This is a genomic window from Macromonas bipunctata (genome assembly GCF_002837135.1).
In the GTDB taxonomy this organism is placed as follows: domain Bacteria; phylum Pseudomonadota; class Gammaproteobacteria; order Burkholderiales; family Burkholderiaceae_C; genus Macromonas_A; species Macromonas_A bipunctata.
The window spans coordinates 1-13,587 of the sequence record NZ_NWBQ01000097.1 but is presented as its reverse complement, the minus strand read 5'-3'; the positions used below and the strand labels follow the sequence as shown (position 1 = coordinate 13,587).

The following is a 13,587-nucleotide window of genomic DNA, read 5'->3' as shown; positions in this document are numbered from 1 at the left end:
ACTTATTGTGCCCAACTTACCACCACCCCGGCACTGGCGCTGGGCCACCCCGCTGGCGCTGCTGGCCGTGCTGGCGGGCTGTGCCGCGCCGCGCTACACCGTGGACGATGGCCGCGCCGTCAACCCCAAGCTGCTGCAACAGATTGAACAGTACGGCCTGGGCGAGCGCGCGTTGCGCCCGGCCATTGCGCGCTCGGCGCAATTGCAGGATCCGGACTGCGACCGGCAGTGGGAACTGCCCATCTCCGTCACCAGCAGCCAGGACTGGCAGGAAGACGACCGCGTGGCCTGGGTGCGCGCGCTGGGCGTGGACGAGCGCATCACCGTGATTGCCGCCGCCCCGGGCGTGGACTTGCGCCCCGGCGACAAGCTGGTGGAGGTGGACGGCGAAGAGGACGACGACGCGGCCGAGCTGCTGCAGGAACTGGCGGCGATGCGCGACTGGGGCCGCCCGTTTGCGGTCAAGACCGCCACCGGCAAGACCGTGACGCTGACGCCGTTCGAAGTCTGCCGGGGCTACACCCGCCTGGCGCCGCCCAACACCCCCACCCTGCAGGACTACCACTGGCTGATGAGCTACCACCCGCTGGAGGTGGCGCAAGCCGGGCTGAGCGACGACGAGGCCCTGTGGACCGTGCTGTGGACGCAGGGTGTGTCGGAAGAAGGCGGCGTGCGCATGAAGGGCTACCACTACGGCACGCAGATCTTGAGCTCGCTCTACACCATCGCCACCCTGGCCACGGGCTTGCAGGGCGCGGCGCTGGCGGCCGACCAGGCCATCAAGACCGCGCAGCAGGCGGCGGCCCAGGCCGCCACCGATCTGATCAAGCAGCAGCTGATTGACCAGGCCAAGGAATACGCCACACGGCGCCTGACCGAGGAAGTGGGCAAGACGGTGCAAGGCCTGACCCAGGCCCAGATCGTCAGCAGCATGGAACAGGTGGCCAAGAACAAGGGGCTGCTGTGGGGCGTGTCGCGCGTGGCGGCGACTGCGTTTGATGAAGCCGACGCCTGGGCCTACCAGCGCATGAAAAAGCTGGGTGCCGACCCGCTGGCCGTGTTTGGCCTGCACCAGAAACTGCTGGAGCGCGGCCTGCTGGCCAACGCGCTGGCGCTGGATCCCGACCGCATGACCGCGCTGCAGGCGCAAGCCGACAAGGACGGCCTGGCCGAGGAAGTGGTGGCACGGCTCAAGGGCACCCGGCCCGAAAGCCTGACCTTTGCCAGCACCGAGATGCCGCTGGCCTCGGCCCGCACCGCCTTCAGCTACGAGGACAGCGGCAGCGACAGCACCGACCCCTACGCCTACGGCCTGGTGGAAGCCCTGCTGGGCATGCCCGCCGCCAGCGGCAAGAACACCCCCTGAAGAGACACCATGAGTTCATCCATGCAACAACAGCTGACGCGGCTGGCCGCCGCCTGGTGCCTGGCCGGGCCGGCATGGGCACAGGTGGCACCACCCGCAACGCCCGCGCTGGCCACAACCCCGGCAACGGCACCCACGGCAGCGCCAGCTGCTGGCACCACCGCCGACTGCGCCCGCCTGACCGATGAGGCAATGGCCGCGGACCTGGCGCTGGCCAGCGCACAGTCGTCCGACCAGCAAGACCTCCAGCAGCGGGCGGCACAGCTCGACAAGAGCATGGCGCTGTGGCACCAGGCCAGCCAGGCCTGCACGGGCCGGGCCCAGGAGCGCGCGCTGCGCAACCTGCGCGACAACCAGCGCCTGCGCGACAGCCTGCAGCCCCAGCTCAGCGCCGACCCCGCCTGCACCCGCAGCCAGCACGACGCCAGCCAGTTGCAGGAGCTGGCGCAGCAGGCGCTGCGCGAGCGGCGCTGGCTGGACGCGGCCATGCTCTACCGCAAGGCCGAAAACTCCTGGGATCTGGCCGCCGAACGCTGCACCGGCAAGCTGCAGCAGCAAGCCCAGCTCAAACGCAGCCAGACCGCCGAGGACGCGCACAACGCCGAGTTCTGCGCCCCGGCGTTCGAGAAGGCGCGCGACTACACCCGGCAGTTCCGGCAGACCAGCGCCAGCCTGAGCGCCATCGACAAGCAGACCCAGTCGCTGGCGGCGGAAACGCTGTGGCGCAGCGCCGAGAGCCAGTGCATCGGCAACGCGCAGGCGCTGGCGCGCAGCAACGGCCAGAACCTGAACAAGGACCGCGGCACGCCCTGGATTGCCACCCAGCCCCCTGTGGTGGCCAGCACCCAGGTCGCCACAGGCACCGCCGGCACAGTCAGCAGCACCAGCGGCCCCGCCGCTGCGGGATCGGCCCCAGCGGCCAGCCAGGCCGCCACGGGATCGGCGCCCATGACCGGGGGCACAGCAGGCGGCACCAGCAACAGCGCCGAGCCCGCCAAGGCCACCCTGCCCTGGAAGGACATCAACCTCACCATCGGCGGCACGCACTACCAGGGGCGCTTCCAGCAAAGCGGCAACACAATCAGCGGCACGGGTGACGTGAAGTGGGCCAACGGCGACCACTACCAGGGCGAGCTGCAGGCGACACAGCCGCACGGCCAGGGCACCTTCGTCTGGGCCAACGGCCAACGCTACCAGGGCCAGTGGGTGAAGGGATCGCCACAGGGCAGCGGCCAGCTGGCGTTTGCCAACGGCAACCAGTACCAGGGCGAGGTGGTCAACGGCGTACCGCACGGGCGCGGCACCTTGCGCTACGCCTCGGGCGACAGCTTTGAGGGCCTGTTTGAACAAGGCCAACCTGCGGGCAGCGGCATCTACCGCTGGGCCAGCGGCCAGAGCTACGAAGGCCCGTGGCGCAACGGCCAGCCCGAAGGCCAGGGCACGTTGCGTTTTGTCAACGGCAACCAGTACCAAGGCCAGCTGGTGGCGGGCCAACCCGAGGGCGAAGGCCGCATGACCTACGCCTGGGGCGACCGCTACCAAGGTGGCTTTGCCCAAGGCGTGCCGCACGGAGAAGGCCTGTACGAATGGAAAAACGGCGACAGCTACCGTGGCCAATGGCAACAAGGCAAAAAACACGGCCAAGGTACCATGACCTGGGCCAACGGCGACCACTGGCAGGGCCGCTTCGAGCAAGACCAGCCAACCGCCGACGGGGCGTTGACACGTGCGGCCACCGCTGCGGCACCAGAACCGCAAGCCGCACAAGCCCATCCACCTGCGGCACCATCACCAGCAAAGGCTGCACCGCAGCACCACCCAACCAAAGCCCCATGAGCCCCAGCCAGCCGCCCCACGCCCTTACGTTGTCCAATTTATCCACAAAAACCCCCACGTGAGCACTTCTTCCCACGGTTTGAACTTTGCCCAGCTTGAAGCCGTCAACCACCTCAACGGGCCCTGCCTGGTGCTGGCCGGTGCCGGTTCGGGCAAGACGCGCGTCATCACGCACAAGATCGGGCGGCTGATCCAGGCCGGGCTGGCCGCCAACCGCATTGCCGCCATCACCTTCACCAACAAGGCGGCCGCCGAGATGCGCGAGCGCGCCGGGCAACTGGTGGGCCGCGCCGCCAAGGAGGTGGTGATCTCCACCTTCCACTCGCTGGGCGTGCGCCTGCTGCGCGAGGACGGCCAGGTGCTGGGCTTGAAGCAGCAGTTCTCGATCCTGGACACCGACGACATCACCTCCATCCTGAAGGACTGCGGCGGCACCACCGACAGTGCCACCGCGCGCCAATGGCAGTGGACCATCAGCGGTTGGAAGAGCGCAGGCCTCAACGCCGCACAGGCGCTGGCCCAGGCGCCAGGCGAGGCCGAACGGCAGATCGCGCTGGTGATGGCCAAGTACGAGGAACGCCTGAGCGCGTACCAAAGCGTCGATTTTGACGACCTGATCGCCCTGCCCCTGAAGCTGCTGCAACAGCACGCCGAGGTGCGCGACAAGTGGCAGCAACGCTTAGGTCACGTGCTGGTGGACGAGTACCAAGACACCAACGCCACCCAGTACGAGCTGCTCAAACTGCTGGTGGGCGAACGCGGGCGCTTCACCGCCGTGGGCGACGACGACCAGAGCATCTACGGCTGGCGCGGCGCCACGCTGGACAACCTGAAACGCCTGCCGCAGGACTTCCCGGCGCTCAAGGTCATCAAGCTGGAGCAAAACTACCGCTCCACCAGCGCCATCTTGCGGGCGGCCAACCACGTCATCGGCCCCAACCCCAAGCTCTTCCCCAAGACGCTGTGGAGCGAACTGGGTGAAGGCGAACCCGTGCGCGTGCAAGCGTGCGATGCGGAAGACCACGAGGCCGAACGCGCGGTGGCACGCATCCAGAGCATCCGCGCGGGTTCCAGCGCGGCGGGCAGTACCGGGGCCAAGTTCAAGGCCTTCAAGGACTTTGCGATCCTGTACCGGGCCAACCACCAGTCGCGTGCGTTTGAAACGGCACTGCGCCGGGCACAGATTCCGTACAAAGTCTCGGGGGGCACAAGCTTTTTTGACCGGGCCGAGATCAAGGACTTGTGCGCCTGGCTGCGTCTGCTGGTCAACAACGACGATGACCCGGCGTTTTTGCGTGCCATCACCACACCCAAGCGCGGCATTGGGCACCAGACGCTGGCCGCGCTGGGCGCGTTTGCCACCCGCTACAAGGTCAGCCTGTTTGAGGCGCTGTTTTCGCACTCGCTGCCCAGCGCCTTGCCGCAGCGCGCGGTGCATGGCCTGCACGAATTTGGCCGCTACCTCAACGACTTGGAACACCGCGCCCGCCACACGGTCGGCTTTGAAGCGGCACAAGCCTTTCTGACCGACTGGCTCAAGGACATTGGCTACGAGCAACACCTGTACGACAACGAGGACAGCGAAAAAGCCGCCGCCGCACGCTGGGGCAACGTGGTCGATTTTTGCGACTGGGTGGCCCAACGCTGCGGCGGCCAAATCGACGACAGCGGTGGCATCAGCACCGAGCGCGAGGCCAAGACGCTGCTGGAGGTGGCGCAGACCATCGCGCTGATTGCCACCATCTCGGAGCGCGAACAGGATCAGGACGTGGTGACGCTGTCCACGCTGCACGCCTCCAAGGGGCTGGAATGGCCGCACGTGGTTCTGGCCGGTGTCAACGAGGGGCTGCTGCCGTTCAAGCCCGACGAGGGCGACGACCCAGCCGCGCTGGCGCTGCGCATCCAGGAGGAACGCCGCCTGATGTATGTGGGGATCACACGCGCCCAGCACACCTTGCAGGTGAACTGGCTCAAGCGGCGCAAAAAGGGGCGTGAAATGGTGCCGGGCCAGCCCAGCCGCTTCATTGCCGAAATGGCGCTGGACCAGGCCACCGTCAAGGAAGACCCGCTGGTCAAGCTGCGCGCGTTGCGCGAGGAATTTGCCCAGCGCGCCAAAGAAAAGGCCCAGCAGCTGCGCTAACATGGACGCAAAGAACTTGCTTGTTGTGGGCCCACATGTTGAACCTTTCCCCCTTCGCAACACATTCGGCCTTGCCCTTGCTGGCGACCCTGGTCTGGGCGGGCACCAGCCTGGCGCAGTCGGTGACGCTGCCCCACGCGGCAGCGCCTGCCCCCATGGCGGTGACGGCAGGCTTTTCGATGGCCAACCCCAGGCTGACGGTGCTGGGCCACAACGAGGCCGACAGCGCCATGCCCCGGCGCGTGACGCTGGACATGGCGGCGCTGCGCGCGCTGCCGCAGCACAGCTTCGTCACGCGCACGCCGTGGGACACGCTGCCGGTGCAATTTGGCGGGCCACTGCTGCGCGATGTGCTCAAGGCCAGTGGCGTGCAGGGCCAAGTCATACAGGCCACCGCACTCAACGACTACACCGCCACCATTCCGGTAGCCGACGCGTACCAGTTTGACGTGGTGCTGGCCATCCACATCAACGGCAAGCCCATACCGGTACGCAGCAAGGGGCCGTTCTTCATCATCTACCCGTTTGACAGCACCCCGGAGCTGCAATCGACCACCTACTACGAGCGTTCGATTTGGCAACTCAAGACCCTACGGATCCAGTAAGCCCGCAGGCGGGCACGCATCGCCGCTTTCTGGCGTGGCTGGCGCTGGTGACACTGGTGCTGGCGGTGGGCCTGCTCATCACGCTGGGGGCGATGCTGCAGCAGGCGCGCACCGCCGAGGGCACGATCCGGCTGCAGGACGACTCCAGCACCGCGTTCACGTTCAACTTCGAGCGCGAGTTCCTGCGCTTTCGCCACGAGCTGGGCAGCGCGCTGCACCAGGCCACCCACCCGCCCAGCCGGGCCAACTGGGACCAGGTGCAGCTGCGCTACGAGATCTTGCTCAGCCGCTTCGACCTGCTGGAGCGCACCCCCAGCATTGCGCCGCTGCGCGCCAGCCCCGAGTACCAGGGCCTGGCGCAACGCCTGCACGCGCTGCTGGGCCCGATCGACCCGCTGATGGCGCAGCCCTGGCAGCACACCCAGCCGCTGCAAGCCGTGCTGGACGCGCTGTACGGGCTGGGGCCGGAGGTGCAAGGGCTGTCGTTCGTGGCCAACCGCCAGGTGGCGCACCTGATGGAGGAGCAGCTTGAGACGCTGCACGAGCAAAACCATGTCATCAAGGCGCTGCTGCTGGCGCAGGTGATCGGGCTGCTGGGCGCGGCCGGGGCGCTGTGGGCGCGCCAGCGCCACCAGCAACGCGAACAGGTGGCGCTGGAGCAGCTCAACGCCGAACTGCGCTGCGCCAAGGCCCGCGCCGACACCGCCAACCGCGAGAAAAGCCAGTTCCTGGCCAACATGAGCCACGAGCTGCGCACCCCCTTCAACGGCATGCTGGGCATGCTCGACCTGCTGGAGGAGGAAGGCCCGCTGAGCGCGCACCAGCGCGACTGCGTGCAGACCGCGCGCAACTCGGCGCAGCACCTGCTGCGCCTGCTCAACGAGATCCTGGACATGTCGGCGCTGGAGGCGGGCAAGATGGGCATCACGCCCGAGCCCACCGACATGGCGCGCCTGCTGCACGACGTGTGTGCCCTGATGCAGGCCAGCGCCACGCAAAAGGGCCTGCAGCTGCAGCGCAGCGGCGAGCTGCCCCGCCCGGCCTGGGTGCTGGCCGACGCCACGCGCGTGCGCCAGATCCTGTTCAACCTGCTGCACAACGCCATCAAGTTCACCGAACGCGGCCAGGTGACGCTGGAGGTGCAGGCCAGCGCCAGCGCCGATACCCTGCACTGGACGATGGTGGTGCGCGACACCGGCATCGGCATGAACCCCGAGGCGCTGGGGCAGCTGTTCCAGCGCTTCTACCAGGTGGACGGCTCCTCGACACGCAAGTTTGGCGGCACCGGGCTGGGGCTGGAAATATCGCGCACGCTGGCACGCCTGATGGGCGGCGAGCTGAGCGCCGCCAGCACGCTGGGCCAGGGCTCGGCCCTGACGCTGACGCTGGCAACGCCACGCTGCGCGCCACCGGCCTCAGCGGTGGCAGACGGCACCAGCGACGCACCCGCTACTGCGCCCACTGCCGTACCCGCACTGGCGGCCTCTGCTGAGATGACCGGTGCCACCACGCCCGCATCGGCGCCAACATCAGCGCCAACATCGGCAGACACGGCCCCCGGCGCAGCGGCCAGCAACACGCCACCCGCCGCGCCCACCCGGTCGCTGCTGATCCTGGTGGCCGAGGACCACCCGACCAACCAGAAATTCATCGGCATGCTGCTGGGGCGGCTGGGCCACCGCGTCACGTTTGCCAACAACGGCCAGCAAGCGCTGGAGTGCGTGCAGCGGGCCAGTGCGCCGTTCGACATCGTGCTGATGGACATCCACATGCCCGAGCTGGACGGCCTGAGCGCCACGCGCCTGATCCGCGCCCTGCCCGGCGGCCAGGGCCAGATGCCCATCATTGCGCTCACCGCCGACGTGATGAACGACGCGCCCGAGCGCGCGCTGCAGGCGGGCGTCAACGAGTTCTTGAGCAAGCCACTGCAAAAGTCGCAACTGCAGGCGGCGCTGGAACGCTGGGCGCCCGGCCAGAGTGCCTCCCCGGCGCAGTGAACGGTAGGGCTTTCATGGGTAACGCCGCAGGACTGAATGCGCAGCGGCATGCGCCAAGGCACTTCCCGCCTGGCCGCATTAAGGCCAGCTTCAGGCCATGCGGGTGCAATCGGGCATGCTTGCCCGTACCTTGGACCGTCTGTCGTGGCCGTTGGCCGTCACCGTTGCGCTGTGGAGCCTGACCCTGCTGTGGGACGCCAGCGCGCTGGACGTGCGCGTGATGCAGGCCATCGGCACCGCGCAGGGCTTTGCGTTGCGCAACCACCCGTGGCTGCAGCAGTACCTGCACGACGACGTGCGCTGGCTGGCCTGGGGCGTGTACGCGCTGCTGTGGGTGGGGTGCATCAAGCCCGCCGGGCCGTGGGCCCAGTGGAGCCGCAGCGAACGCTGGCTGATGCTGTGGGGCATCACGCTGGCGCTGCTGAGCGTGACGCTGCTCAAGCGCCAGAGCCTGACCAGCTGCCCCTGGGAGCTGAGCGACTTTGGTGGCACGGCCCACTACGTGTCACACTGGACGTGGGGCGTACGCGACGGCGGCAGCGGCCACTGTTTTCCGGGCGGGCACGCCTCCACGGCGATGGCGTTTCTGGCGCTGGCATTGCCGGGGCTGCACCACCCGGAACGGCGGCAGCAACAACGCGCACTGAAGCTGTTGGCGGTCATCGCCGGGCTGGGCTTGCTGCTGGGCGGGGTGCAGACCCTGCGCGGCGCACACTACCCCAGCCACACGCTGTGGACCGCCACCCTCTGCTGGAGCAGCGCCTGGCTGAGCTGGCAGCTGTGGCACCAGGGGCAGCGGGTGTGGCCACGCGTGGCGCCCCGGCTGCAGCCGCAGCGGCCAGCGTCACCACTGCCCGATAACATCGGTTGACGGTTCGTCAGGCGGCAGCGGTGCCCGGCACGCCAAAGCGGTGTTGCAGGGCGTCCAGACCCAGCTCGTCCAGAATCTGCTGCAGGCGCTCGCGGGCGCTGGCCTTGCCCTTGCCGACCTTGCGCGCCAGAATCAGCTCGTTCTTCATGGAGTGCTCCCAGCCCACCAGCTCGGTCACGGTGACCTGGTAGCCGTGTGCCTCCAGCTGCAGGCAGCGCAGCACGTTGGTGATCTGGCTGCCGAATTCGCGCGTGTGCAGCGGGTGGCGCCAGAGTTCGCTCAGCGGCGTGCGCGACAGGCTCAGCGCCTTGTGCTGGCGCAGCACGCCCGCCACCTCGGCCTGGCAGCACGGCACCAGCACCATGCAGCGCGCCTGGCGGGCCAGCCCGAAGGCGATGGCATCGTCGGTGGCGGTGTCGCAGGCGTGCAGCGCCGTCACCACATCCACCTGAGCGGGCAATTCAGGGCTGGTCATGGCGTCCTGCACCGTGGCGGCCACAAAGCGCATGCGCTCGAAGCCCAGCCGCTGCGCCAGCGCACGCGAACGCTCCACCAGCTCGGCGCGCGTCTCGACGCCATAGACCCAGCCCACCTGGCGCGGCTGGCAGAACAGGTCATACAGCATGAAGCCCAGGTAGGACTTGCCCGCGCCGTGGTCCACCAGCGTCACATCACCGCACGCGTCCAGCGCCGCCTGCAGCAGCGGCTCGATGAACTGCAGCAGGTGGTTGACCTGCTTGAGCTTGCGCCGGGTGTCCTGGTTGAGCTTGCCCTCGCGGGTGAGGATGTGCAGCTCCTGCAGCAGCGCCACCGACTGCCCCGGACGCAACTCGGGCAACTGGGCGCGCAGGGCTGCCTCGGCGTCCAGCGGCGGGGCGGCCTTACCAGGCGCAGCGGCCCCGGCAGCGCCCCGGCGCGGTGGTCGTGGTGACGCCTGGCGCAACGCGGCTGAAGTGGTGGGTGCAGCAGCGGAACGCGCGGAAGAAGAGGCCACGGCGGCAGAAGAAAGTTTGGAACGGCTCATGCGGCAATCATAGACCCAGCGCCAGCCCATGCCCGGCACCGCCAGCGCTTCAGCGGGTTCAGCGCGACGGCGCCGCGTCCGGGTCGTACAGCACGGTGCCGGTGCCCACGGCGCCACCCACGCGCACGCCGCCACTGCCCACCGGCACGCTGCCCCCCACGCCGGCATTGCCCGTGACCTGGCCGCGCTGGTTCACCGCCACCCCCGCTCCAACCGGCCCGGCAGAAGCTCCTACCCCCAGATGCACACCTCCGGTGCCCACACCGACCCCAATGTGGACCCCCGGCAACACGGGCACCGACACGCCCACACCACCCCCCACCGAGCCACAACCGGCCAGCCCAGCCATACACCCCACGGCGACCATCCAACGCCCCAACGGTTGCACACGCGACATCGTCCGCTCCTCACACCACTACAGAAAACGGCCATGTTACGCCCAGCGGCCATCCGATTGGCCACCGATACAAAAAAGGCTCCCACATGGGGAGCCTGATGGCGATACAAGCAACGGCCCGACAGGGCGGGCCATACACCCGTGGTTACACCAACAACGCGTTGACGCGCTTGACGTACGCTGCCGGATCCTCGGGCAAACCACCTTCGGCCAGCAGCGCCTGGTCGAACAGGATGTGGGCCAGATCGTCAAAATGGGCCGAACCGTCGAGCTTTTTGACCAGCGCGTGTTCGGCATTGACTTCCAGAATCGGTTTGCTGTCGGGCGCTTGCTGGCCCGCAGCCTTGAGCATGCGTGCCAGCTGGGTGCTCATGCCGTGGTCTTCCACCACCAGGCAGGCGGGCGAATCGACCAAACGGGTGGTGACGCGCACGTCCTGTGCCTTGTCTTTCAGGGCCTCCTTGAGCTTGTCCAGCACGGGCTTGAAGGCTTCGGCGGCTTGCTCGGCGGCCTTCTTCTCTTCTTCGTCTTGCAGCTTGCCCAAGTCCACCGCACCCTTGGCCACCGATTGCAGCGGCGTGCCGTCGAACTCGTGCAGGAACGACAGTGCCCACTCGTCCACGCGGTCGGTCATCAGCAGCACTTCGATGCCTTTTTTGCGGAAGACCTCGAGTTGCGGGCTGTTCTTGGCGGCGGCCAGCGTGTCGGCGGTGATGTAGTAGATGGCCTCCTGGCCTTCCTTCATGCGCGCCTTGTAGTCGGCAAAGCCCACGCCGACAGCGTCGCTTTGGGTGGAGGCAAAGCGCAGCAGTTTGGCGATCTTGTCCTTGTTGGCAAAGTCCTCGCCCAGGCCTTCCTTGAGCACCGCACCAAATTCGGCGTAGAACTGGCTGTACTTGCCAGCCATTTTCTCGGCTTCGGCCTTGTCTTCGGCGCTCAGCACGTCGGTCACGGCGTCGGCGCCTTCACCGGACGGGGTGGGCAGCTTGTCCTTCTTGGCCAACTCTTCCAGCATGGACAGCACGCGGCGGGTGTTGCCTTCGCGGATGGCCTTCACGTCGCGGCTCTCCTGCAGCAGCTCGCGGCTGACGTTGAGCGGCAAGTCGGAGGAGTCGATCACGCCCTTGACCCAGCGCAAGTAGGTCGGCATCAGGGCTTCGGCCTCGTCCATGATGAAAACGCGCTTGACGTAGAGCTTGACACCGGCCTTCTTGTCGCGGTTCCACAAGTCCTGCGGGGCCTTGGCCGGAATGTAGAGCAGCTGCGTGTATTCGGTGCTGCCTTCCACGCGGTTGTAGCTCCAGTTCAACGGCGCTTCGGTGTCGTAGCTGATGGCCTTGTAGAAGTCGGTGTACTGCTCTTCGGTGATGTCCTTCTTGGCACGCGTCCACAGGGCGCTGGCGCTGTTGACGGCTTCCCACTCCTCTTGCAGCACGTACTCGGATTTTTCCTGATCCCACTCCTCTTTTTGCATCAGGATAGGCAGGCTGATGTGGTCGGAATACTTGCCGATGATCTGCTTGAGCTTCCAGCGGTTGAGGTACTCGGTGGCGTCCTCGCGCAGGTGCAGGATGACGCTGGTGCCGCGCGCGGCGCGGGTGATGGTCTCGGTCTCGAAATCGCCGGAGCCACCGCTGATCCAACGCACGCCCTCTTCGGCCTTGAGACCCGCGCGGCGGCTTTCCACGGTGATCTTGTCGGCCACGATGAAGCCAGAGTAGAAACCGACGCCGAACTGGCCGATCAGCTGCGCGTCCTTCTTCTGGTCGCCACTCAGGCGGCTCATGAAGTCCTTGGTGCCGCTCTTGGCGATGGTGCCCAGGTGGTCGATCGCCTCCTGCTCGCTCATGCCGATGCCGTTGTCGGTGATCGTCAGGGTCTTGGCATCCTTGTCAAACGCCACGCGCACCTCCAGGTTGGGCGCGTCCTCGTACAGGGCGGTGTTGTTGAGGGCTTCAAAACGCAGTTTGTCGCAGGCGTCGGAGGCGTTGGAGACCAGCTCGCGCAGGAAGATCTCCTTGTTGGAGTACAGCGCGTGGGTGACGAGGTGCAGCAACTGGGCCACTTCGGCCTGAAATGCGTGATGGGTGCTCATGTCTCGGACAGGGTGTTGTAAACGGTTGAACCAAATCTGGGCGCACGGCGGTCAACAGCGCAGCGCACCAGACAACGCCTGCACACATGGGGGCGGTGGCGGGGGTTTCAAGGCGCGATACACGGCACGGATCAGGTCGTTGGTGCGGCGGAGCTCCACACCAACGGATCAAGCAGTACCCCCGGCAAAATGCCGCAAGCAGAGCACCACTCCACCAACATCATGGCATCCACGTAGCTGTCGCCGCGCTCCATTTTGGACACAAAAGACTGACCTACGTTGAGCCGTTGCGCCATTTCTACCTGTGTCAACCCCGCAGCTTTGCGCGCAGACACCATGGCCACGCGCAACCGCTGGTAGTTTGGATGATAGATGGACGCTGGCACGCACGCATCGTGTATTCCTTCTTAGAATATTCCATAAATGACTATTTGAGGCAGAATGTGGTCTGCCGCACAATCGCGGAGAAAACCTCAAAGGAAACATATGAAAAAGCTCAAGATGGTTGCCACTTTGTCGATTGCCGCTGCACTGGCAGCATGTGGAGGCGGTGAGGATGATGACAACGCAACAACCCCGTCCAATACTGAAACAGCATCGAATACGGCTGAAGGTCTGTGGGTTGGAACCACTTCCACCGGACGACAGGCACGAATTGCTGTGCTTGAAAACGGTGAAACATGGGGCTTTTACTTCAGTGGCAGTTCGTTGGACGGCGCCCTGTATGGCAATACGTCTGTTACTGGCTCCACCCTTGCTGGCACTGGACTTGATTTCTACAACGGTAAAGCACAAGCGGGCAGCTACACAGGCACCGTCAGCAGCAAGAACAGCATGAGTGTGACGACGTCACATGGCACCAGCTTCTCGGGTACATACAGTGCGACGTACGATCAGCCCGCCTCATTGGCCGCCGTTGCTGGCACATTCAGCGGCTACGGTGCCACAGCAGAATCTTCACCTGTGTCTACATCCGTTTCTATCAGTGACAGCGGGGCACTGACTGCTGGCAATGTTTACTGCTCCATTTCAGGCACGGTCACACCACGCCCATCGGGTAAAAATGTATTTAATTTAAGTGTTACTTTTGCCGGTAACTATTGTGCGTTCGCAAGCGGTACAACGGTCAATGGAATCGCTTACTACGACAACCAAAATCGAACACTGATGGCCATGGGCCTCAACAACAACAAGAGCGACGGCTTCATTTACATCGGTACAAAATAACACTTAGGATTTATCCGTAAATAATATTG

The 13,587-nt window shown here is 66.1% G+C and carries 11 protein-coding genes; 7 read left to right on the top strand and 4 right to left on the bottom strand.

Translation table 11 applies throughout. The annotated features are described in order from the left end of the window. From CON76_RS13215 to CON76_RS12250, 6 genes are all read left to right on the top strand, one after another. On the top strand, positions 1-1,366 hold a 1,366-nt coding region (locus CON76_RS13215; RefSeq protein ID WP_169929061.1), incomplete at its 5' end, for a hypothetical protein. 9 nt (positions 1,367-1,375) lie between these two features. Next, positions 1,376-3,202, top strand: coding sequence for an MORN repeat-containing protein (locus CON76_RS12270; RefSeq protein WP_101103707.1), 1,827 nt, complete (start codon positions 1,376-1,378; stop codon positions 3,200-3,202). A 58-nt stretch (positions 3,203-3,260) separates the two neighbouring features. Further along, the gene (locus CON76_RS12265) at positions 3,261-5,342 is read left to right on the top strand and encodes an ATP-dependent helicase (protein WP_101103705.1); all 2,082 of its coding nucleotides are present in this window, start codon (positions 3,261-3,263) and stop codon (positions 5,340-5,342) included. Positions 5,343-5,419: 77 nt separating this feature from the next. Further along, positions 5,420-5,947 (top strand): putative pterin-binding protein, encoded by a 528-nt coding sequence (locus CON76_RS12260; RefSeq protein WP_240592858.1) that lies wholly within the window; start codon positions 5,420-5,422, stop codon positions 5,945-5,947. Continuing rightward, on the top strand, positions 5,917-7,944 hold the full coding sequence (locus CON76_RS12255; protein WP_145995456.1) for an ATP-binding protein: 2,028 nt from the start codon (positions 5,917-5,919) through the stop codon (positions 7,942-7,944). The genes CON76_RS12260 and CON76_RS12255 overlap by 31 nt, the downstream gene beginning before the upstream one ends. A gap of 115 nt (positions 7,945-8,059) precedes the next feature. Beyond that, positions 8,060-8,815: a phosphatase PAP2 family protein gene (locus CON76_RS12250; protein ID WP_101103717.1), complete on the top strand. Its 756-nt coding sequence runs from the start codon at positions 8,060-8,062 to the stop codon at positions 8,813-8,815. 7 nt (positions 8,816-8,822) lie between these two features. On the opposite strand, the gene CON76_RS12245 is transcribed toward CON76_RS12250, so the two are convergent. The 4 genes from CON76_RS12245 to CON76_RS12230 all read right to left on the bottom strand — a co-directional run bounded on the left by CON76_RS12245 (position 8,823) and on the right by CON76_RS12230 (position 12,669). Beyond that, positions 8,823-9,839 (bottom strand): class I SAM-dependent methyltransferase, encoded by a 1,017-nt coding sequence (locus CON76_RS12245; protein ID WP_101103700.1) that lies wholly within the window; start codon positions 9,837-9,839, stop codon positions 8,823-8,825. 58 nt (positions 9,840-9,897) lie between these two features. Then, complete coding sequence (locus CON76_RS13740) at positions 9,898-10,236, bottom strand: hypothetical protein (RefSeq protein ID WP_420812949.1); 339 nt, start codon at positions 10,234-10,236, stop codon at positions 9,898-9,900. 145 nt (positions 10,237-10,381) lie between these two features. After that, entirely contained in the window at positions 10,382-12,331 is a 1,950-nt protein-coding gene (htpG, locus tag CON76_RS12235) for a molecular chaperone HtpG (protein ID WP_101103698.1), read from the bottom strand. 131 nt (positions 12,332-12,462) lie between these two features. After that, the gene (locus CON76_RS12230) at positions 12,463-12,669 is read right to left on the bottom strand and encodes a helix-turn-helix domain-containing protein (RefSeq protein WP_101103696.1); all 207 of its coding nucleotides are present in this window, start codon (positions 12,667-12,669) and stop codon (positions 12,463-12,465) included. Between the two features lie 148 nt (positions 12,670-12,817). Between CON76_RS12230 and CON76_RS12955 the strand changes: the two genes are divergently transcribed. Next, on the top strand, positions 12,818-13,558 hold the full coding sequence (locus tag CON76_RS12955) for a hypothetical protein (RefSeq protein ID WP_145995455.1): 741 nt from the start codon (positions 12,818-12,820) through the stop codon (positions 13,556-13,558). Positions 13,559-13,587 lie beyond the last annotated feature (29 nt).